At 37.3% G+C, this 21,404-nt stretch carries 18 protein-coding genes; 4 read left to right on the plus strand and 14 right to left on the minus strand.

The genetic code is table 11. The annotated features are described in order from the left end of the window. Window positions 1-206: 206 nt before the first annotated feature. Window positions 207-1,526, minus strand: a complete 1,320-nt coding sequence (locus QUF86_RS21520; protein WP_289316715.1) for an MFS transporter — start codon at window positions 1,524-1,526, stop codon at window positions 207-209. A gap of 480 nt (window positions 1,527-2,006) precedes the next feature. Here QUF86_RS21520 and QUF86_RS21525 point away from each other — a divergent pair, with 480 nt between their 5' ends. The 3 genes from QUF86_RS21525 (at window position 2,007) to QUF86_RS21535 (ending at window position 4,742) form a co-directional block, all read left to right on the plus strand. Further along, window positions 2,007-2,612, plus strand: coding sequence for a TetR/AcrR family transcriptional regulator (locus QUF86_RS21525; protein WP_289335590.1), 606 nt, complete (start codon window positions 2,007-2,009; stop codon window positions 2,610-2,612). A gap of 145 nt (window positions 2,613-2,757) precedes the next feature. Continuing rightward, complete coding sequence (locus QUF86_RS21530) at window positions 2,758-4,188, plus strand: FAD-binding oxidoreductase (protein WP_289335594.1); 1,431 nt, start codon at window positions 2,758-2,760, stop codon at window positions 4,186-4,188. Continuing rightward, window positions 4,185-4,742, plus strand: coding sequence for an MFS transporter (locus QUF86_RS21535; RefSeq protein WP_289335596.1), 558 nt, complete (start codon window positions 4,185-4,187; stop codon window positions 4,740-4,742). Before QUF86_RS21530 ends, QUF86_RS21535 begins: the two co-directional genes overlap by 4 nt. A gap of 285 nt (window positions 4,743-5,027) precedes the next feature. On the opposite strand, the gene QUF86_RS21540 is transcribed toward QUF86_RS21535, so the two are convergent. Together QUF86_RS21540 and QUF86_RS21545 are read right to left on the minus strand one after the other, a co-directional pair. Next, a complete protein-coding gene (locus QUF86_RS21540; RefSeq protein WP_289335598.1) occupies window positions 5,028-5,912 on the minus strand; it encodes a DMT family transporter in 885 nt (294 codons plus the stop codon). Next, on the minus strand, window positions 5,913-6,863 hold the full coding sequence (locus QUF86_RS21545) for a DMT family transporter (protein ID WP_289335600.1): 951 nt from the start codon (window positions 6,861-6,863) through the stop codon (window positions 5,913-5,915). It abuts the gene before it with no gap. Between the two features lie 117 nt (window positions 6,864-6,980). On the opposite strand from QUF86_RS21545, the gene QUF86_RS21550 reads away from it, so the two are divergent. Further along, entirely contained in the window at window positions 6,981-8,324 is a 1,344-nt protein-coding gene (locus QUF86_RS21550; protein ID WP_289335601.1) for an aminotransferase-like domain-containing protein, read from the plus strand. A gap of 515 nt (window positions 8,325-8,839) precedes the next feature. Here the strand turns inward: QUF86_RS21550 and QUF86_RS21555 are convergent. The 11 genes from QUF86_RS21555 to QUF86_RS21605 all read right to left on the minus strand — a co-directional run bounded on the left by QUF86_RS21555 (window position 8,840) and on the right by QUF86_RS21605 (window position 21,375). Next, window positions 8,840-9,439, minus strand: coding sequence for a nitroreductase family protein (locus QUF86_RS21555; protein ID WP_289335602.1), 600 nt, complete (start codon window positions 9,437-9,439; stop codon window positions 8,840-8,842). A 110-nt stretch (window positions 9,440-9,549) separates the two neighbouring features. Beyond that, complete coding sequence (locus QUF86_RS21560) at window positions 9,550-10,527, minus strand: ring-cleaving dioxygenase (protein WP_289335603.1); 978 nt, start codon at window positions 10,525-10,527, stop codon at window positions 9,550-9,552. 495 nt (window positions 10,528-11,022) lie between these two features. After that, on the minus strand, window positions 11,023-11,946 hold the full coding sequence (locus QUF86_RS21565; RefSeq protein ID WP_289335605.1) for a DMT family transporter: 924 nt from the start codon (window positions 11,944-11,946) through the stop codon (window positions 11,023-11,025). Window positions 11,947-12,092: 146 nt separating this feature from the next. Further along, complete coding sequence (locus QUF86_RS21570) at window positions 12,093-12,245, minus strand: hypothetical protein (protein ID WP_289316725.1); 153 nt, start codon at window positions 12,243-12,245, stop codon at window positions 12,093-12,095. Between the two features lie 108 nt (window positions 12,246-12,353). Further along, window positions 12,354-12,797 carry a MaoC/PaaZ C-terminal domain-containing protein gene (locus QUF86_RS21575; RefSeq protein WP_483313931.1) on the minus strand — a complete coding sequence of 148 codons (444 nt, stop codon included), beginning with the start codon at window positions 12,795-12,797 and terminating at the stop codon, window positions 12,354-12,356. 195 nt (window positions 12,798-12,992) lie between these two features. After that, window positions 12,993-14,459, minus strand: a complete 1,467-nt coding sequence (locus QUF86_RS21580; RefSeq protein ID WP_289335606.1) for a GntP family permease — start codon at window positions 14,457-14,459, stop codon at window positions 12,993-12,995. Between the two features lie 254 nt (window positions 14,460-14,713). After that, window positions 14,714-15,508: an enoyl-CoA hydratase/isomerase family protein gene (locus QUF86_RS21585; protein WP_289335607.1), complete on the minus strand. Its 795-nt coding sequence runs from the start codon at window positions 15,506-15,508 to the stop codon at window positions 14,714-14,716. Between the two features lie 187 nt (window positions 15,509-15,695). Beyond that, a complete protein-coding gene (locus QUF86_RS21590) occupies window positions 15,696-17,249 on the minus strand; it encodes an acyl-CoA synthetase (protein WP_289335608.1) in 1,554 nt (517 codons plus the stop codon). Between the two features lie 447 nt (window positions 17,250-17,696). Beyond that, window positions 17,697-19,067: a sigma-54 interaction domain-containing protein gene (locus tag QUF86_RS21595; RefSeq protein WP_483313932.1), complete on the minus strand. Its 1,371-nt coding sequence runs from the start codon at window positions 19,065-19,067 to the stop codon at window positions 17,697-17,699. Window positions 19,068-19,383: 316 nt separating this feature from the next. After that, complete coding sequence (locus QUF86_RS21600) at window positions 19,384-20,367, minus strand: alpha-ketoacid dehydrogenase subunit beta (protein WP_289335611.1); 984 nt, start codon at window positions 20,365-20,367, stop codon at window positions 19,384-19,386. A gap of 12 nt (window positions 20,368-20,379) precedes the next feature. Continuing rightward, entirely contained in the window at window positions 20,380-21,375 is a 996-nt protein-coding gene (locus QUF86_RS21605) for a thiamine pyrophosphate-dependent dehydrogenase E1 component subunit alpha (RefSeq protein WP_289335612.1), read from the minus strand. Between the last annotated feature and the right edge of the window lie 29 nt (window positions 21,376-21,404).

A 21,404-nucleotide genomic window follows, 5' to 3' on the forward strand; every position in this document is an offset into this window, starting at 1 on the left:
GAGAAGAACCTGCGATCAAGATTAAATTTGGACATGCTCAAAATGGGAAGCATCCATATCTATTTCGTTTACTTCCATCATTTAAAAATTACTTTTCTTTAATAATATGACTATATGAAAAAAGAAACACCATGGACCTTTGTGATTTCCACTGATGTTTCTATTTTAGTACTTTACGCTTTAATTCAATTTTCATTTAGAATTTTTTATAATTGCTTAATATTGACTTGAACTTCTTTTCCAATATTTTCATCTGAAACATTAGTCAATTTTAATGATAATAAAGTTATGACTCCCATCACAAGTAATCCAGATAATATAAACATACCTTGAGTAAATGCAACAGTTCCAAGAATCATCGGTCCTACAAAACCACCTAAAGCCGCAAATGAATTGACTAGGGCTATGCCAACTGGTGCAGTCGACTCAGTAAAGAAAAATGTCATATAGGCAAAAAAACATCCACTGAAACCGTATAACCCGAAAGATGTAATCGTTAACATAAGCACCATCATAAAGACACTATCTGAAAAGCCGCACCCGATAAATCCGATAACTGATATCATGAGACAAACAAGCAAGTGTGGTTTATGTTCATTGGTCCGATCTGAATTCCAGCCAACAAATATAATGGCAGGTATGCCGACTAATGATGGAATCATCGCTAACCAGCCTATTTCTAAATTGGTTGTTGCATTTTCCGATAAAGATTTAATGATGGTTGGCATCCAGAATGACAATCCATAGATAGATGTGTACCCTGCGAAATAAAAAAGGGCCAACTTCCAGATTTTCGAATCTTTCAGCATATCAAGCTTAGTGACTTTATTTATTTTCGAGCTAGCTTTTCTTTCCGCACTCAATTCCCCTTCTAACCAATCACTTTCTTCCTTAGATAACCATTTAGCGTTAGTCGGTCTATTAGTTAAATAGAAAACAACAACAATTCCTATGATAATGGCCGGAATGCCTTCAAGGATGAACATCCATCTCCAGCCTGCCATACCAAACCAGGATATATTGTCAAGAATCCACGTCGACACAGGCGCACCAATCAATCCGCCAATCGGTAAGGCTAAAAGCAGGACCGCTGTTGCCCTTCCTCTTTCGCGGGCCCTGAACCAATAAGTTAAATATAAGATTATACCTGGGAAAAAACCAGCTTCGGCGACACCTAATAAAAAACGGAGAATGTATAAATGCATAGTTGTTTGCGCAAAACCTGTTAATATTACCACGAGCCCCCACGAAATCATTATACGGGCAATCCATATCCGAGCTCCCACTTTATGCATGATCATGTTGCTTGGAACTTCAAAGAAGAAATAGCCTATAAAGAAAATACCAGAAAGTAATCCAAAAACCTCAGCGGATAAAGCTAATTCCGCATTCATTTGTAAAGCAGCATAGCCTAAATTGACCCTGTCCAAATATGCAATGATATAAAGGATCAAGATGAATGGAAGAATGCGTTTCATCGTTTTACTGATCGTCCTTTTCTCTATTTCACCACTGGAATGATTCATGATTATTTCCTCCCTTTTCAAGCTACATTTTCCACATGAAAAAATGCGATTCCCGCTGATCATTTCTTTCCTAGCTTCCCGACTCTCCGGTTCATTCCCGGTACCTTCAATACCACCTCCTCTCCATTTACATTTACTGATTCCCAACAATAGTACAAAACGCATATCATCCAGGTAAAAAAGAAATACCTTTTCTACCTGACAGTAACTGATTGGAAAGGGATCTTACGAACTCTAACCACCCTTTTTAGGTATTCTCCTTTTTTTTAAAAATCCTCCTGATTTTACTAGATTGACATCACCCCTACTGACCAAGAAACATCGTAAGCGCTTTCCCGACATGCCAAATGAATTAGGAAAGCGTTGTGAATATTCATAATCTACGTTAAATTAAATAGACCATAAATTTCCTAAACCAGACTGTAGTCTGATAGTAAACTATATAGGAATATTCTGTCAATTATCACTAGGAGGTTTTTTATGATTGAACCTAAAAAAAAACAGCTTAGGGGAGAAAAGACTCGTGAAAAAATTTTAAACATCTCTTTAAAGCTATTTAGCGAAAAGGGTTATGATAAAGTTACAGTAGACGAAATCGTGAAAAAAAGCGGCACGTCGAAAGGGTCATTTTATCAACACTTTTCAGCGAAATCGGACATTTTTTTAGCGAGGTTCACAGAAGTCGATGATTACTATCGTGAAGTCTTCCATTCGTTCCCAGCCGATATGGACGCTACCGAGAAATTGTTTGTTTTCATACGCAAATTGATGCGTTTTCTGGAAGAAGAGATGGGCAAAGATCTAATGAAAGTTATTTACAGTTCCGCATTAGATTCAAAAGAACATACATACTTTACAAATTCAAATCGCTCACTCTTACAAATTATTCGTTCATTAATTGAAGAGGCGAAAAAACAAAACAGCATAGGCACGGAACAGTCAATAAATGAGATTTCAACACTCCTCACCCAAAGCCTGATGGGTATCATCTATCATTGGGGTTTAAACAACACAGAACGAAGCTTGGAATCTTTATCCATACCTCTAATCGAAACTATCATTAATGGGCTGAAAATGAAGCACTAATGCATAAAAAGTTCAACATTATTTAAAGAATATTAAACCCAATCTCAATGAATGGCGAGGTAACTCAATTATTCAATAAAGTTCATGCATTAATATATCTCTTGAGTGTCAAGCATATTTAACGAGGAGTCGAAAGCTAGTTATTATGAAACGATTTTTCTTTATCATCCCATATGCAATATTATTTGGTTTATCCCTGCAGGCTTTTAATTTCAAGCTTGACCACCCCATTGCAGAAGATATCAGCCGTCTGATGCCAGTTAAAATGAAAGCAATAAAAGCAGAAGATAGTGAAGAAGCAATCAAAAAGGTCCTTAAAGAAGCTGTAAAAAACGGTGATTCCATTTCCATTGCCGGAATGCAGCATAGCCAGGGGGGACAGACATTATATCCAAACGGGATCCTGCTAGATATGAAACATTATGACAAAATCCTTGATTTGGATGTAAAAGAAAAACACATCACGGTTCAAAGCGGAGCAACCTGGGCTGATCTACAGGAATATATCAACCCATATGGACTTGCACTGAAGGTCAGTCAATCTCAAAACATATTCACCATTGGCGGTTCTTTGAGCGTTAATGTCCATGGCCGTGATATCCGCCATCATGCCTTGATAGAAACCGTGGAATCTTTTAGATTGCTTAACGCGAAAGGACAAATCCTAACGGTGAGCCGCGAAGAAAACTCGGAGCTCTTCTCTTCGGTTATTGGCGGATATGGTTTGTTTGGAGTAATACTTGATGTTACACTCCAGCTAACCGATGACGAACTTTATAAAATTAAAACGAAATCACTCAATTATGATGAATATACTTCGTATTTTAAAAGAGATGTCCTTCAAAACGATGCTGTTAAAATGCATCTGGCAAGAATATCGGTTGCTCCTGGCTCCTATTTGGATGAAATGTATGTAACGGATTATTATTGGGCAAATGACCAAGCACAGCTATCGAACTACAATACTCTCAAACGGGAAACAATCGTTGCCGTGCCTAAATTCTTTCTTGGCCTATCACGTTATAATGACTGGGGGAAAAAGAGGTTTTGGGAAACTCAAGAGACCTACATGGCCAATATTGATGGTAACTTGGTTTCCAGGAATAATGTGATGCGGTCGGACTCTGCCTTTATGGATTACAGCAATCCCTCCAAAACAGAAGTGTTGCAAGAATACTTCGTTCCGATAGATCAATTTACTGATTATATCGATGATCTAAGAAAAACTTTATCACATGAAAAAGATTTCAATTTATTAAATATTACAATTCGTTATGTGGAACATAATGATGAATCACTCATGTCCTATGCCAAGGATGATATGTTCGCTCTTGTTATGCTAATCAATCAAGGGACAGATAACGAAAGTAAGGAAAATACGGGAAGGGTCATCCGTAATATGATTAATGTGACGCTTGACCATAACGGCAGCTACTATTTGCCCTATTATGGTTATCCAACCAAGACACAATTATTTGAAGCGTATCCGCGTGCTGAGGAATTCTTTCAATTAAAGAAGAAATATGATCCTGATAATCGCTTCATGAATCTTTTCTACAAGGAGTATCAGCCATGAATTATAAACGTTTTGTTATTTACCAAGGCACTGTTGGTATGGCTGCCAGCATGATTTTCCCTTTTTATATTTTGCTAATCAAGAATGTAGGTACCAGCTATTCGCAATTCGGATGGGCATATGGAATATTCTCACTGACAGCAGCACTTAGTTACCCTTTAATCGGAAAATTCGCTGACAAAGCCGGTGACAAAACATTTCTCATTATCTATTCATGGGGGATGGCACTAATCCTTCTTGCCTTTCCTCTCGCATATGAAATTTGGCATGTCTATCTCCTGCAGATTATAATGGGGGTCCTTGGGGCTGTACAAAAAAACACTGAAAAAACGGTACTTGCAAGATATGTTACGAAAACTACAGCGGGTAAGGAAATTGGAAACTACCATGTTTGGACATCCATTGGTACTGCAGCTGCCGTGATAGCAACCGGATATTTAGTCGACTTTTTAACGATTGGAAGCATCTTTTACCTTGCATCCTTAATGTTTGCCTGGTCTGGATTTATTATAATGAAGATGGACAAAAACGCTTCACTATCTAATGCGGAATAAATAAAAACATAAGGATTATTGCTAGTTAGTGATAATTTTCAGTAGAAGAAGCATATGCTTTAACCTAAGTAGATGCTTCTTCTACTATATAAAAGTATATAAATCATTTGCGGATCAAAAACCAAAAACCACATATTCTTTCAAAAAATGAATTTCCATCCTACAAAGATAAAATATTATCTACTTCTCTTTTCTCACTTTTACTGCGGTATTTTTACGAAATTCTAAAATCTGCGGTTTATTAGTACAATTAAAGACTACGGACAATAGCACATATATTAAATACTACTTTCTTATCAACTTGGTTATTATTTTTTTGTCTGAAAAAACCAATGACATCATAATTATACCCATCCCAATCATCTGATGAATAGACAACGCTTCATGTAAAAAGAAAAAGCCTAAAATCATTCCGATGACAGGCACTATATAATTACTGAATGACGTAAATAACGCGCCTTCTTGCCGAATCAGCCTATTAAATAACGCATAAACTACTCCTGCATGGAAAATGCCTAAAATCGCTAAGTAGATAGATTGAGATCGTTCTAAATCCAATTTGAAAGATTGCTCAAATAAAAGGGACATTGGGATGAGAAATGCACTGGCAATCAATAATATATTTCTCATATGAATAACGGAAGATCCCTCGTTTAATTTCTCCATGATAATCAATGATAATCCAAAACTCATGGCAGCCAATATCAATAGGATATTACCCTGAATACTGGTGAAAAGGTCATGGAATCCTTGTGTTGGCCAGGAAAGGAAGACAATACCTGCAAATCCGAATAGTATACTTGTAATCTCCGGCATTGTGCTTTTTCTTTTGTAAAATGTTATTAAAAAGAGGATGGTAAAGACAGGAACCATTCCAATCAACATCGATGCGACACTGCTTGGTACCGTTTTCTGACCTTGCGCAATAAATACGAATGGTAGTACAACTTCGAAAACCGCAATGATTATATACCATTTATAATAACTCCTATTTACTCTTCGCTCTTCTTTTGATAAGAAAAAACCAATGAAGAGTAAACAGATACCACCGATACATGCTTTGATGGCTGACAAAGTAATAACCCCAACATTATCTATAACTAATGCAATAAAGAAGAATTGAGATCCCCATATACAACTAATCACCAGTAATAACACATATTTATTCATTCACTTTACCTCTCTTTTCAGATCGCCAATAGCCTTACTGATATGCTTTGACCGATTTCCACCAAAATAGTTCGTGCCGATTACACCAACAAGAATAATCATTGCACCAATAACGTGATAATAATGTATGGATTCATGTAAGAATATCACCCCTGCCATAACCGTAATCAATGTTGCTAAATTACTGAAAACGCTCATCTTAGATGCTGGTAATATAGATAATGCATAGTTTGATAAAAAAGCAGTAAGCAGTGACGATAATGCACCAAGATATATGATTGAAATGAGAAATGCACTACTTGTATAGGGTAAAAAAAAGCTACTAAAAGATTGGTTAATGATATGATTGATGATGGCCATACTATTAAAAGCAAAAAAACCATAGAACGTCATCACATAAGTTAACGTAAATAGTGAATATCGCTTTGTTAACCTTCTTGCTACCACATTATAAAGAGCCGCAGCAATCGAAGATAATAAGATCAGGATCGTTCCTTTCAAACTGTGAGCCTCAAGTTGCAAGTCATTCATGACAAAGATAAAGATAACCCCCATCACAGATAAATAAAGAAAAAATTTCTGACTTTTACCAGCGTATTCCTTCAAAAATAATGAAGCTGATAATAACGTGAAAATTGGTATGGTCGCTTGGATGATACCCGCTTCTGAAGATGAGGTATAAACGAGACCAAACACTTGGAATGTAAAGAATAAAATTGGATAAAGGAACACCAACGGAAGAGTTTTCAAAGTATCCTTTGCACTCATTTTCACTGATGTCCTCCTATACAGCTTAAAAATTATAGCGATCAAAAAAGCCATCGTAAATCGATGTGCCAATGTGTCTAACGGACTCGCTTCCATTAATGATATTTTTGTAAAGATAAATGAAAATCCAATAATAATGGCATATAGTATCGCCGCAAAATAGGCTTTTTTATGTTCTGGCATATTGAGTAAATCCTCCTTTTCAACACCCGGCCGGTTGTTAGTATCGTATTAAAAGTTCGACTACGATACAATACAAATAAAAAGCATCTGTAACGGTACAGTTTTTAGGAGGTATTCATGTTAAAATACGTAGCTTTGTTTAATGAATTTGAATCTCTCATCCAGAATGGACAGCTCAAAGCAGGCTTTAAACTCCCATCAATTCGTCAACTAAGCGCTCAACATCATTGTAGTAAAAGTACAGTCTTGAAAGCCCTGCAAGAATTGGAAAAGAGGCATTTAATCTATGCGGTACCTAAAAGTGGATATTATGTCGTTCAAAAAGAATTTAATGGTAAAAGTGAACCAACTGCGGAAATCGATTTTGTTACCTCCGCTCCCGCTTGGCATCAATTTCCGTATCATGACTTTCAACATTGCATCAACAAAGCCATCGATACCTATCAGCAAGAATTGTTTATCTATGGCACTCCAAAAGGACTACCCTCTTTAATTAAAGTGATCCAAAAGCAATTAGAGCAATATCAGGTTTTCGTAAAGGAAGAACAGATTTTCATTACTTCTGGCGTGCAACAAGCACTTTCCTTATTAACGCTTATCCCCTTTCCAAATGAACGTACCCACATACTTGTTGAACAACCTAGTTATCATTTATTTGTGGAGCAATTGAAAGCGTACAAGATTTCCGTGCTAGGAATCCAACGAACTGCAGAAGGTATTGATTTAGGGGAATTAGAACGGATTTTTAGTGGTCAGGAAATTAAATTCTTTTATACGATGCCTCGTTTTCATAATCCTTTAGGGACTTCTTACTCTAAAAAGGACAGGGAAGAGATACTAAAACTTGCTGTAAAGTATGGTGTTTATATTGTCGAAGATGATTTTTTAGCAGATTTCGAAGAAAATATGAAGGTAGACCCTATTTTTTCCGAGGATACACATCACATGGTCATTTATTTAAAAAGCTTCTCTAAAATAATGTTTCCAGGATTACGTATAGGTGTTGCCGTATTGCCTAAACCATTAGCGAACAGCTTCCAACTATATAAAAGAACATCTGATATCGATAGTTCCATGATTTCACAAGCAGCCCTTGAAATCTACATAAAAAGCGGTATGTTTGAACGCCATAGAAACAAAGTGCGCCTGTCCTATTTAGTGCGTGCAAACTTGCTATATGATGCTCTAGAAAAGCACTCGACTTCAGGCTTTCATCGCCCAGCATCCATATGTATGAACGCTCATATCGTACTACCTCATCGTTTAAATAGTGCTCAACTAATCAAAAACTTACATAATCAACAAGTACTGGTAGAGACGATAGAGCAAAATTATATAGATGGCTTTCACCAGGAAAAAATATTAAAATTAAACGTTTCCAATACAAATATACAAAAACTTGACCAAGGAATAGCACTCATTTATAAAGAATTGAATAACAAGCAGAACTATTACTTATAAAGCTTTTACATAAGGTATAGTCACTTTCCACTCAGAACATTTATCAAAAAAGCAGTAAAAATATTTTTTCTGATAACAACGCAAAGCCATTAATATCTGTAAATTACATCCATTAACATTTGTAATTCTGAAAAGCATATGCAAAATGAGCTCAACTAAAAAAGAGCTAAATAGAGTTGGCTCTCGGTTTGTATACAAAAGGGGGGCGGGATGGTCTCTTCCCGAATCATTTTGACGATTTTATCGAGGGGATCATTACCATAATTTCAAAACAAGACTTGGCTATATTCCATGATTTTTTACTGGTTTTATATGGGATGGAACTCTCGCTAGGTTGAAGAAATTTGCGACACTCCTGCCGAATAACTGGCTAGCCGGGACACCAAAGACGCTTGCGGCGAGGGAATGTTTTTTAAAGAAAAAAACTGTAGACAAACTCGCTTTTCTTCGAGTTTGTCTACAGTCTGAGAGCCCGTTAGACTTGGCTTTAATAAAGTTTCTCTTACTAGTCCACTTTATTTATAATATTTTATACGATCCTCAAGTGGTTTGAATTCTTTATCACCCGGTTGAGCTGTTGGATTACCGTATGGCATTTGCGCAATCAACTTCCAATTACTTGGAACATCCCATGCTTTTTTCACTTCATCATCAATTAGAGGATTATAATGCTGTAAAGTTGCTCCCAATCCTTCTGCTTCAAGGGCAGTCCAAACAACTAATTGATGCATTCCTGATGTTTGTTGTGACCAGATTGGGAAGTTATCGGCATAAGTAGCAAATTGTTCTTGAAGTGATTTCACAACAGATTCATCTTCAAAGAATAAGATGGTTCCGTATCCCGCTTTAAATGAATCCATTTTTTGTTGAGTGCCAGAGAAATCTCCCTCACCGACCGCTTTCCTTAACGCTTGCGTCGTAATATCCCATAATTTATCATGTGCTGAGCCTGATAAAACAATAAGGCGGGAAGATTGGGAATTAAAAGCCGATGGCGTGTGTTTAACGGCAAATTCAACAATTTCTTTTATTTTCTCATCAGATACTTGGACCTCTTTATTGATTCCATAATATGAACGTCTCTCTTTAATGGCCGTGTAAAAATCTTTTGTCATGATTCATTCCTCCAGATCATTTTTTCTATTTCAAATGATTATTCCATGTTTTATTTCTACCTGTTTTAGTATGGGCATAAACCAATATATCATTCACTTAAGGTTACCAATTATTCTTTAATGAATTCCTTTGTGCTTCTCACTGTATCAATGGGACGGACCAATTTTTCGATTTGATCCCTTTTAGGTTCTAAGAACGGTGGTAAGGATAACTTTTCCCCAAGGGTTTCATATGGTTCATCCCCCATAAATCCAGGACCATCAGTGGCAAATTCGAATAAAATTTGCGGCGCCACCCGTACGTAAAGCGACTCAAAAAAGTGACGATCAACATAACCAGACGTTTGAAATTGGAAGCTTTCCATTCGTTCGATCCATTCTTCCAGAACGGAACGGTCTTCTACCCGGAAGGCTGTATGGTGAACAGTCCCAAAACCTTGCCGTGCCTGAGGAAGGCTCGAATTATGCTCGACAATTACTTGTGCTCCATTCCCGCCTTCCCCTACTTCGAATAAATGAAAGGATTCTTCTTCGGCTATTTCTTTGAATAATAGAACTTTTTCCATCATTTCTTTAAAGTAATCGAAGTTGGCGATACGAATGAAAATTGGTCCTAATCCTGTAATGGCGTACTCCAGAGGAATCGGTCCTTTTTGCCAGGGGATTCCAGCTGCTACCCCTTCATTGTTTTCATCTGAGATCAATTGATATTGCTGATCATCAAAATCGACAAAAGAAATGACCTTTTTACCAAATTGTTCTTGGATTCCTGTATTCCCCACTTCTAAACGGTCGAAACGCTTAACCCAATACTCTAATGCGGCATCATTCGGTACACGGAAGGATGTTTTTGAAATCTCATTGGTCCCATGCACACCTTTTGGAATACCAGGGAAATCGAAGAAAGTCATGTCAGTACCTGGACCCCCAACATCATCTGCAAAAAATAGGTGATAGGTTTGGATATCATCTTGGTTAACTGTTTTCTTGACTAAACGCATACCTAAAATATCAGTGAAAAATTCATAATTCTTTTCTGCGCTGCTTGTTATGGCCGTTACGTGGTGTATACCTTTTAATCCATTCATACTTGATTCCTCCCATTAAAACGATTCAACTTATGGTTGTTCAGCTTTTTCATTAGTTCCCTACATTTTCCCTTCAAGCAGAGTGGTCTATTCATTAAAGGAGTTTGTATAGGGTTTTACACTTTTTAATATCTCGAATTAAATTATCTTTACTTAAAGGTAATTTATCATGAATTAAATTTACTGTCAACAGCATTATCTCATATTAATATATCTCAACATCAAAATAATTTCAGGCAAAAAAAGCACTGTCAATTTCACTTTCTATATATAATAGGAGAAATTAATTCTAAATATTCTACGCTAGAATATCCATTCTAATGCAAATGCCCTTCTGTATAAGGGTTAATGTCATAGCTATAAATGCGGCAAAGACAATCAATCACTTCTTTGGCAAAATTGGATTAGAATAAGTAAAACTATTAATGCGATTCAATACGAAAGCCCCCAGGAAAAAACAAAATCTTTACGTGAGGGCTATTTCGTTTTGGTTTCTTATTTTACGTGATGCAATTCCGCTTGTTTTCCGGATGAAGAGTTTGTGCCATCATTTTCTTTTGACTTCTTAGAAGAAAGATAAACTCCTGCGAAAATAATCAGCAGGCCAATAATTACGTTAGGATTAATCGCTTCTCCAAGCAGGACGTAGCCCCAAACCATAGCTGTTGCAGGAATAAGGTATGTAACCGATGCGGCTAACTCTGGGCTGCCATTTTTATTGATGTAGAAATAGATTAGCTGGCCAAGCCCAGAGCCAAAGCACCCAAGACCGACTATGGCGAAAATCGTCAGCGGTTCCATCAACATCACTGGCTTAAACGGCTCTGTTATTAGCATCCCGATCAAACCGATAACGGCACCCGTAAGCAGCGTAAACGTCGTAATGACCAATATGCTGGTACTGGAAAGAAATCTTTTCGTAAAATGACCAGCAAAACCATAACAGATGGACGCTAGCAGCATTGTCCCAATCCCGATGAATTCCTTTCCGAAAAGCTGACCGATTTGAAAATCCATCAATACTAGAATTCCGAAAAAACCAATTAGAATGCCCATCCATTGTCGGGCGGTTAGAACGTATGAAAAAAGGATAAATCCGATGATCCCCGTCCAGATGGGTGTGGTTGCATTTAGAATCGATGCCGTGCTGCTGTTAATCTTTGTTTCACTTAAAGGTATTAATCCCCATGCTAATCCGCAATTGAAGATTCCGACAACGACCAGTGCTTTCCACGGCAATTTCCAGTTGATTTCCCTGCGCTTCCACCATAACACGGGAAGCAGAACAACAGCACCCGCAAAACAGCGGAGAAACACAATGCCCCAAATTCCCGCTGGCGGGAGCATCCACTTCATAAAAACAAATGATAAACCCCATATCAAACTAAGGCCGATTAAAGCCCCGTATAATCGAAGCATGATGTTCCCCCTTCCTACTTTCTTATTATGACAAAAATTGTTAGGGATTTCATATAAAATCTTGCTATATAAGATAAACTTGAAATTTTTTTCTGCAAAAATCGAAACAACACCCTATAAAGGCAAGATAAAGATGTCTTAAAAAACTAAAGAGGCTTGAGTTCATCAAAGAAGGCAAGCCAGTGTGCAGGCTTGCCTTCTTCTGAAAAATGAAGTAAAAAAACGCAGCTTGTTATTTCGTTTCTTCCGCCTACCGCCCGTTTAAATTCCGTGCTAAAGTTTGGGATAATACCTTTCACTTCGAATTTCCTCTTATACCCAAAAGCTAATTTGATATTGATAGTAATAATAAGTACGTTTTATCTGCTCGAATATTTAAGTTTGTCGCCTAATAAATCAAGTGATTATTATATTTTTACTTCGGCATCAGAATTGACCATTATTTTCATATTGGCGATGGCTACAGTTTCTCCGTTTTGTTTTTTTATTTCTTGGATGACTGTTACAACACCTTGATAGCCCTTTTCAAAAAGGTCAATCACCTTTAATTCTACATGTATCGTGTCCCCAATAAAGGTAGGGTTTGTAAATCGAACTTTCTCCAAACCATAAAATGCAACGACGATTTCTGGTTCAAATTGAAATAAGCCGGTTGCAGCCGAAAGTATAAGCATTCCGTGGGCTATCCTTTGCTTAAATCGTGTATTTGCTGCATACTCCTTATCAGTATGGAGGGGAAACCAGTCACCGCTAAATGCAGAAAACATTACTAGATCTGCTTCGGTTATAGTACGTCCTTTCGACACCCATGTTTCTCCGATTTCATATTGATGGAAATATTTATTAAACATTATTCCAATCTCCTTTATTTGGGCTTAAATTAGTTGGCGGAAAATTCAGATATTAAATACTATATACTATATAATTTAGTGATAGTTTTTAAAATCAACACTATAAAAAATGTTTTTCGAAGACGTACTATTCGATGTAAATAGCGTTTAAAGCTAGAAATCGAAATGTATTTTCCAATGCTCACCGGCAAATATTTAAACGATGGCAAACAAGCTGAATATACCAATTACAAAGAATACAGCAAGTGTCTTTATAATGGTAATAACAAAAATGTCTTTATATGCCTGGCGATGTGTGAGTCCAGTAACAGCTAGAAGAGTAATTATAGCTCCGTTATGTGGCAAAGTATCAAACCCACCTGCTGACATAGCAATGACACGATGTAAAACTTCCAACGGAATGTCAAAATGAGCAGCTGTTTGTATATACGTATCCGCCATTAGGCTCAACGTAATGCTCATCCCGCCAGATCCTGAACCAGTAATGCCGCACAAAACATTTGTCATGATTGCCCCATTAATTAAAGGATTCGAAAACATTCCAGTAAGATAATCTTGTATCACAGTAAAGCCGGGTAACGCAGCAATCACACCCCCAAAACCATATTCGGTTGCCGTATTCATGGTTGCAAGCAATGCCCCACTAATCCCTATATTAATACTCGAATTGAAATTTAATTTGACAGCTTTTAAGTTTAATAAGACGGTTGCTATTATTCCGAGAATAAGAGCCATCTCTACAGACCAAACACCAATAACTTTAGACATATCAACATTTCCATAATCTTTTAACCCAATTGTAGAAAAATCAAATCCTTTGGCATACCAAAGAGGAAAAGACTCAGTAAAAAACTTATTCATCACTCCAACTAACACCAACGGAATAAAAGCAAGCCAGTCTTTTCTACTTATAGCTTTTTCAGAATCCATTCCCAACTTATTAGTCGTTTCCAGCGATATAGCAGAACTAGCTGCCATTTCTGCTTCAGCAGCTTCCTTATCAATAGCTTTATCCCCAATTCCAAAATACCCTTCACCATTTCTAGCTGCCTTATGTCGACAATGATTTAAGTATAAAAGGCTCAAGGAAATGATAAATATGGCCCCAATAATTCCTAATGTCGGTGCAGCATAGATGTCAGTTTTAAAGAACCCCGTTGGAATGACATTCTGAATTTGCGGTGACCCTGGAAGTGAATCCATGGAAAAGGTAAAAGCACTAACTGCAATTGTCGCAGGAATTAAACGCTTTGGAATATTAGCTTCGCGAAACAGCTGAGCAGCAAATGGATAGATGGCAAACACTGCAACAAACAAACTAACTCCGCTATAAGTCAAGATTGCGCCCATTATCACAATGGCTAGAATGGCTTGTTTAGCCCCGATAAAACGGACAATAATTTTAGCTATGCTCTTTGCAACACCGCTTATTTCAACCAATTTCCCAAAAATAGCACCTAGTAGAAAAACCGGGAAATATAATTTAACAAATTCAACCAACTTAACCATAAATATATTAGAGAAGAAAGGTAAAACATGTCCAGGATCCGTTAAAAATACAGCAAACAAAGCGCACAACGGTGCAAAAAGTATAACAGAAAATCCTCGATATGCTAGAAACATAAGTAATCCTAGTGAAATAATAATAATCATTACATCCATATTGATTTCCCCCTTTTTCTCAAAATATAATATGTTATCATTTGTTGCTGGTTTGAATGCATTGCCCCAAGACTTCTTGGGCATCATAATTCACTTTTCTAGTGAACATAGTAAAGAACTCTAATTAATTTCCCGAATAAATCCATTGTTTTTTTAAAATAACTTTATCGATTTAGTTTATAAACAAAAATTAGTCACAGCAGAATCTTCTTTTTTTCAAAAATTGGACTTGACTCTGGTTTTATCATGAAGGATTACTTATCAACGAAGTTAGGCTCTCTTTTATTAATAAAGGCTTCAACGCCTTCCTTAACGTCCCTCGTCTGAAAAACATGGCCAAAATTTTCAGCTTCAATCACAAGTCCATCCTCAAGTGTTTGTTCATAACCATAATCAATAGAGTGCTTTGCAAAAGTTAAAGATTGTAAAGAATAATTGCAAATACATTTTGCGATTTCCATTGCTTTTTTTATGGATTCCCCCTTTGGCACGACATGATTAACAAGTCCTATTTGTTTGGCCTCTTCAGCATTCAGTGGCTCACCAGTAAAGATCAATTCTTTTGCTTTTGCTTTACCTATCAGTCTAGGAAGTCTTTGAGTTCCCCCAGCCCCTGGAAACAACCCCAATTTAATTTCAGGAAGCCCAATCCTAATTTGTTCCTCCGCAATCCGAATGTCACAACTTAAGGCAAGTTCACATCCTCCACCTAATGCTAATCCGTTGATTGCAGCAATGGTTGGTCGAGATAGACGTTCAATTTTATTAAGTGGTTCCTGAAGCCAAAGTGATTTCCCCTTTCCTTCTTCGACTCCTTTTCCTATCCATGCTGGAAATTCTTTAATATCTCCACCAGCAACAAAAGCTCTTTCGCCTTCACCTGTAAGGATAATGACCTTAACATTGTAATCGCTTTCAATTTCATCCACCACAAGATTCAATTGTTCTATAACATCTGCGCTTAATACATTAACAGGTGGATTATCAATAATAATCGTTGCAATATTACCCTGTTTCGACCATGAAACAACTTGATTTTTATTCTTCATCGGCTTTCCTCCTCAACCTTATGTGTACTTGTGGGGTTCCAGATGTTCTTGCATTGCTGAAAACGTGCATCAGTGGGTAAACCAGTTATCTTTATAGAATCCTTTGTGGTTATGTGCATTTTATAAACAAATTGAAATAATGTATTTAAAAAACCTGTACCTTTTTAACCTATGGGAAATTCCTTATTTATTCCATACCACTAAACTGTTTTCGAAGAATAAACTTTTGAACCTTTCCGGATGGGGTACGTGGAATTTCATCAACAAATGTGACCTTTCTAGGTTTTTTGTAGCTAGCAAGATGTTCCTTACAGTAATTAACAACATCTTCTTCCGTAAGTTTGGCTCCTTCTTTTTTAACAATAACAGCACATACAGCCTCAATGTATTTCGGATCAGGAATACCAATTATAGATACTTCCTTCACTTCCTCATGGCGGTATAAGACATCTTCAATTTCCGCTGAGTAAATGTTTTCACCACCGCTTCGAATCATATCTTTTTTTCTGCCTGCAATTGATAGATACCCATCATGATCGAATTTTCCCATGTCTCCTGTTTTACACCACCCATTCACAAATGTTTCCATTGTGGCATCAGGTTTCCTCCAATAACCCTCAGAAACCGCTGGACTTTTAATAGCAATTTCACCAATTTCACCAACAGGCAAGGGCGTTCCATCCTCATCGATAATATTAATTTCTGTAAGTGGCATCGGCTTTCCAACGGTATGGCCTTTTGTAAAAGCATCCTGTGGTTCAAGCGAAGCCGCAATTGGTTGTCCTTCAGTTAACCCGTAAACTTGAACAACTCCAATTTGAGGAAACCTCTTTTTTAATTGTTCTAATGCCCATGGCATTAGCGGGTCACCACCTGTATAAATAGTTTTTAAAGATTTTAGCTGATACTCTTCAATTTCAGGCAAATTTAGCATTTCATAAATCATAAAAGGGAATAAAAAAGCATCGGTCACATTTTCCTGTTCAATAACGGAAAGAATTCTTCCAATCTCGAATTCTTGGCTTTTTGTAATTATTACGCTTCCACCCATCATAAGAATAGGAAGTGCGATATCTTCCATCGCTCCAACATGATATAGTGGTCCTGTCGTCATCGCAACTTCTCTCCCTGTAAATTTCCATTTCAGCGCTTGTATCGTGGAAAACCAGAAAGTTGTATCATGAGTCCAAATCGCACCTTTAGGTCTTCCCGTTGTGCCTGATGTGTACATAAGCATGACCGGATCGTTTAATTTAATGTTATCGACTTTGACCTCATCTACCGAACCACTTTCTAAAACACTCCATGACTCAGACCAACCTGGGATTGAGCCATTTCTATGAGGAAGACAAAAATATCGCTCAACAGAAACATGATTACAAACTGATTCCAGCTGATTGGCTAAGTTCGAATGGAAGCATAATATTTTTGTCTGTGAATCATTTAATGCATACTCAAGCTCAGCACTTGATAGCCTAAAATTAAGTCGAACGGCAATTGCGCCGATTTTCGCAATGGCAAAATATAGACTAAAATATTCGAGACAGTTGTAAAGTAAAATACCGACACGATCCCCTTTTCGAACTCCTAATTCGTAAAGCTTGTTTGCATACGCATTTGATATATGGTGGAGATCCATGTACGTCATTGACTTTTCTGCTTCTTCTTTTATTGCTATTTTTCCATGATTTATATTATTTAAATCATTTGCCATTTTTCTTGTTATAAAACCGACATCCAATGAAATTCCTCCTTTTCAATGTAAGCAGATTCAAATTACAGATATCGAAGCGCTAAATTCAATAATGTTCAAAGTAATTCTTACTAAACAAGTGCCTCTTAAATACCATTAAATTGACCACTCGTCTTTATCGATTCCTTTCCTCCTTTCTTCTAATTTGAATGCAAGATTCATTCCAAAACGTAAACCCCCCTTTACTGACTCACTTTTCCTAATTATTGAGGAATATCTAATTATTTATTTTCTGATTTTTCAGAAAAGAATCAAAAAAAATCAACTGAAGTTAGATCAGTTGATTTTTTATTCATTAATTTTCATAATTTAAATAAAAATTAAATCTGTTCTATAGCCTTTTTTCTCCTTTAATGTGAACTTTATCTACACTAATACGGAAATTAAAATTAAATCCGGGATTTCGGAATGAATTCTGAAATCCCGGATTTATTTTTATTGGTCAGAAATTCGATATTTTTTTATTTTATCGTAAAGGGTAGAATTCCCTATTCCAAGAGTTTCCGCAACCCGCTTTTTATCAAACTTAAACCTCCTTAACGCTCTTTCGATTGCCTTCTTTTCTGTTTCTTCCACAATATCCTTTAAACTTTCTTCTTTCATTTTAACCTTAAGACCTTTTAGATAATCAGGTAAAACATCTTTTCCGATTACTTCGTCATTTGATAGGTGAACACCTGCATCAATCACATTCTCTAGTTCTCTGATATTCCCTGGCCAGTTATATTGCTCTATTAATGAAAGCACCTCAGGATGTACAGAGGTTACTCGTTTTCCTATTCGAGCTGTGACTTTTTTAAAAAAATAATCTACAAGTAAAGGGATATCTTCAATTCTATCTCTTAAAGGAGGAACAAATAATTGGACAGCATTAATTCTATAAAATAGGTCTTCACGAAATAGTTTTTCTTCAACCAATTTTTCTAAAGGGCGATTTGTTGCAGCAATCACTCGAACATTTAGTTTTTTTGGATAAAGCGAACCTACAGGCTCAAATTCCTTCTCCTGAAGAACCCTTAATAACTTGACTTGCATTTGCTGAGGCATATCACCAATTTCGTCAAGGAAAATAGTCCCACCATCAGCAAATTGAAACTTTCCTATTTTACCTCCCTTGTTTGCCCCTGTAAAGGCACCTTCTTCATAACCGAAAAGTTCAGATTCTAACAAGTGTTCCGGAATTGAAGTACAATTTATTTTCACAAGTGGTTTGTCGCTTCTCCCACTTAACTGATGAATGCTATGTGCTATTATTTCCTTGCCTGTACCGCTTTCTCCTCTAATTAGTACAGAGATATCACCTCTAGCAACCCTTTTCACACGTTCTTTTAACTGTTGTATTTCTTGTGAATTTCCAATTAAATTGTGTAAGGAATACTTTACTCCATTTGTAACATCTCTTTCATTTGTGTAAAAATTATGTTTTGTCAGTATTTCCTTAATGTGGCTATTCATTTTGTTCCAGTCATCTAGATCACGAAACATTATTGTCCCAATCGCACCAATTATTTCCTTATTTTCGATAATAGGAATGCGATTAGCGATAACAAAATCACCACGAAGAAAATGTATATCAGCGATTTCCGATTTACCTATTTGCACTACTAGGTGTAGCCTTGTATTTTCAATTATATTCGTCACATGTTCACCAATCACTGTACTGCGTTCAACATTTAAAAATTCACAATATTTATTGCTAATATATTGAATTTTTGCGTGACTATCGACAATTACAATTCCATAATATGTACTTTCAAACACCATATCTAATAGTTTATTATTGGATAATTGTCCAGTATTCATCATTATTTCTCCTTTACCTAGAATGCTTTCCCATATAATACCACGCATTTCTATTTAATATATATTTATGAAGTGAAAATTCCCCAAAAATCACTGCTAAATAAAGTGTTCATTAAAAAGAATTCGGTGGAGTTTTATATATTCCCTCTCTAGCGTAATCAAACGGATTATTTTTTCACTATAGATGATTTATATAGCGCAAAAAAAAAGCCTGGCAACCTTTTTTATAGTTGCTAGACTTAAGTTCATTTTTAAGATCAATCCCAATATAAACAACAATTTATACGGATGCGCAAGGTCGTTCCTCCATGCCGATCATTTAATAGGCAACCAGATCCCGCAGTGCCTTTTCCACTTTTTCAGGATTCACCATGAAGGATTTCTCTAATGATGGTGAATATGGCATTGCTGGAACATCCGGACCCGCAAGTCTCATGATTGGGGCATCGAGATCGAAGAGGCAGTTTTCTGCAATGATCGCCGATACTTCACTAATGATGCTCCCTTCCTTATTATCTTCAGTAATCAATAGGACTTTTCCTGTTTTAGATGCAGCTTCCATAATGGCTTCTTGATCTAATGGATAAACGGTTCGTAAATCAAGTATATGAACAGATATGCCATCACTGGCCAGCCTTTCAGCTGCCTGTAACGCAAAATGAACACAAAGGCCGTAAGTAATCACTGTAACGTCCTCGCCTTCACGTTTTACATCCGCTTTACCAATGGGTAAAACATAATCATCAGACGGCACTTCTTCTTTAATAAGACGATAGGCACGTTTATGTTCAAAGAAAAGGACTGGGTCGTCATCGCGAATGGCTGCTTTCAATAACCCTTTCACGTCATACGGTGTTGAGGGCATGACAATTTTAAGTCCCGGTTGATTGGCAAAAATGGCTTCAACGGATTGTGAATGGTATAACGCCCCATGTACGCCCCCACCGTATGGTGCCCTGATGACGATTGGGCATTGCCAGTCATTATTGGAGCGATAACGGATTTTTGCAGCTTCTGAAATGATTTGGTTGATTGCAGGCATGATAAAATCAGCGAATTGCATTTCCGCAATCGGCCTCATTCCATACATGGCCGCACCGATGCCAACTCCTGCGATTGCGGATTCAGCAAGCGGGGTATCAATGACACGCTGTTCCCCGAATTGTTCGTATAACCCTGAAGTCGCTTTAAAAACGCCGCCTTTTACCCCTACGTCCTCACCTAATACAAATACACGGGAATCACGTTCCATTTCTTCCCGCATCGCCATTATCACCGCATCTATATAAGATATCACTGCCATTTTCTTTCCTCCTTACCTTTCTGCGTAAACGTATTTTGAGAGCGTGTCTTCATTCGCAAATGGAGCATTTTCTGCATAATCCGTCGCTTCGTTCACAACTTCCATTATTTCCTCGTTCAATTTTTTCTCCATTTGATCATCCATGATTCCTGTTGCTTTTAAATAGGCACCGAATGTAATGATCGAATCTATTTTTTTTGCCTCCGCTACTTCATCAGGCGACCTGTATTGACTATCATCATCATCGCTTGAGTGTGGTGTAAGCCTGTATGAAACCGTTTCGATTAAGCTTGGGCCTTCACCACGCCTTCCTCTCTCAGCCGCTTCTTTCACCACCCGGTATACTTCAATCGGATCATTTCCATCAACCGTCACCCCTGGCATGCCGTAACCAATGGCCCGGTCCGAAACTTTCTTGCAAGCCAATTGCTTTTCTATTGGGATGGAAATGGCATACTGATTATTCTCGCACATCAAGATGACCGGAAGCTTATGTACACCTGCGAAATTCGCTCCTTCATGAAAATCACCTTGGTTTGATGAACCCTCTCCGAATGTAACGAATGAAACAATTTCTTTTCCTTCCATTTTTGCAGCGAGTGCAATCCCCACTGCATGTGGCACTTGAGTGGTAACTGGCGAAGATCCCGTCACGATCCGATTCTTTTTTTGCCCAAAATGCCCAGGCATTTGACGCCCGCCTGAATTTGGATCTTCCGCTTTTGCAAAACTTGATAACATCAAATCCCTGGCGGTCATCCCAAACGCAAGCACCACTCCTAGATCCCGATAATAAGGAAGGACATAATCCTTTTCACGATTCAATGCAAACGCTGCACCCACTTGCGCTGCTTCTTGTCCTTGACAAGAAACCACGAATGGGATTTTTCCAGATCTGTTCAACAGCCACATCCGTTCATCTATACGTCTTGCCAACAACATAACTCTATACATCTCAAGCACTTTTTCGTCACTGAGACCTACCTGTAGATGACGGTTTTCAACCATATGTCATCATCCCTCCTATTACCTAATAA

Origin of the sequence: Peribacillus sp. NJ11 (assembly GCF_030348405.1) — a bacterium.
Taxonomy (GTDB): Bacteria; Bacillota; Bacilli; order Bacillales; family DSM-1321; genus Peribacillus.

Coding starts and splice junctions, on each gene's coding strand:
- QUF86_RS21520 (WP_289316715.1), bottom strand. CDS start 1,526: ATGAATCATTCCAGTGGTGAAATAGAGAAAAGGACGATCAGTAAAACG.
- QUF86_RS21525 (WP_289335590.1), top strand. CDS start 2,007: ATGATTGAACCTAAAAAAAAACAGCTTAGGGGAGAAAAGACTCGTGAA.
- QUF86_RS21530 (WP_289335594.1), top strand. CDS start 2,758: ATGAAACGATTTTTCTTTATCATCCCATATGCAATATTATTTGGTTTA.
- QUF86_RS21535 (WP_289335596.1), top strand. CDS start 4,185: ATGAATTATAAACGTTTTGTTATTTACCAAGGCACTGTTGGTATGGCT.
- QUF86_RS21540 (WP_289335598.1), bottom strand. CDS start 5,912: ATGAATAAATATGTGTTATTACTGGTGATTAGTTGTATATGGGGATCT.
- QUF86_RS21545 (WP_289335600.1), bottom strand. CDS start 6,863: ATGCCAGAACATAAAAAAGCCTATTTTGCGGCGATACTATATGCCATT.
- QUF86_RS21550 (WP_289335601.1), top strand. CDS start 6,981: ATGTTAAAATACGTAGCTTTGTTTAATGAATTTGAATCTCTCATCCAG.
- QUF86_RS21555 (WP_289335602.1), bottom strand. CDS start 9,439: ATGACAAAAGATTTTTACACGGCCATTAAAGAGAGACGTTCATATTAT.
- QUF86_RS21560 (WP_289335603.1), bottom strand. CDS start 10,527: ATGAATGGATTAAAAGGTATACACCACGTAACGGCCATAACAAGCAGC.
- QUF86_RS21565 (WP_289335605.1), bottom strand. CDS start 11,946: ATGCTTCGATTATACGGGGCTTTAATCGGCCTTAGTTTGATATGGGGT.
- QUF86_RS21575 (WP_483313931.1), bottom strand. CDS start 12,797: ATGTTTAATAAATATTTCCATCAATATGAAATCGGAGAAACATGGGTG.
- QUF86_RS21580 (WP_289335606.1), bottom strand. CDS start 14,459: ATGGATGTAATGATTATTATTATTTCACTAGGATTACTTATGTTTCTA.
- QUF86_RS21585 (WP_289335607.1), bottom strand. CDS start 15,508: ATGAAGAATAAAAATCAAGTTGTTTCATGGTCGAAACAGGGTAATATT.
- QUF86_RS21595 (WP_483313932.1), bottom strand. CDS start 19,067: ATGATGAATACTGGACAATTATCCAATAATAAACTATTAGATATGGTG.
- QUF86_RS21600 (WP_289335611.1), bottom strand. CDS start 20,367: ATGGCAGTGATATCTTATATAGATGCGGTGATAATGGCGATGCGGGAA.
- QUF86_RS21605 (WP_289335612.1), bottom strand. CDS start 21,375: ATGGTTGAAAACCGTCATCTACAGGTAGGTCTCAGTGACGAAAAAGTG.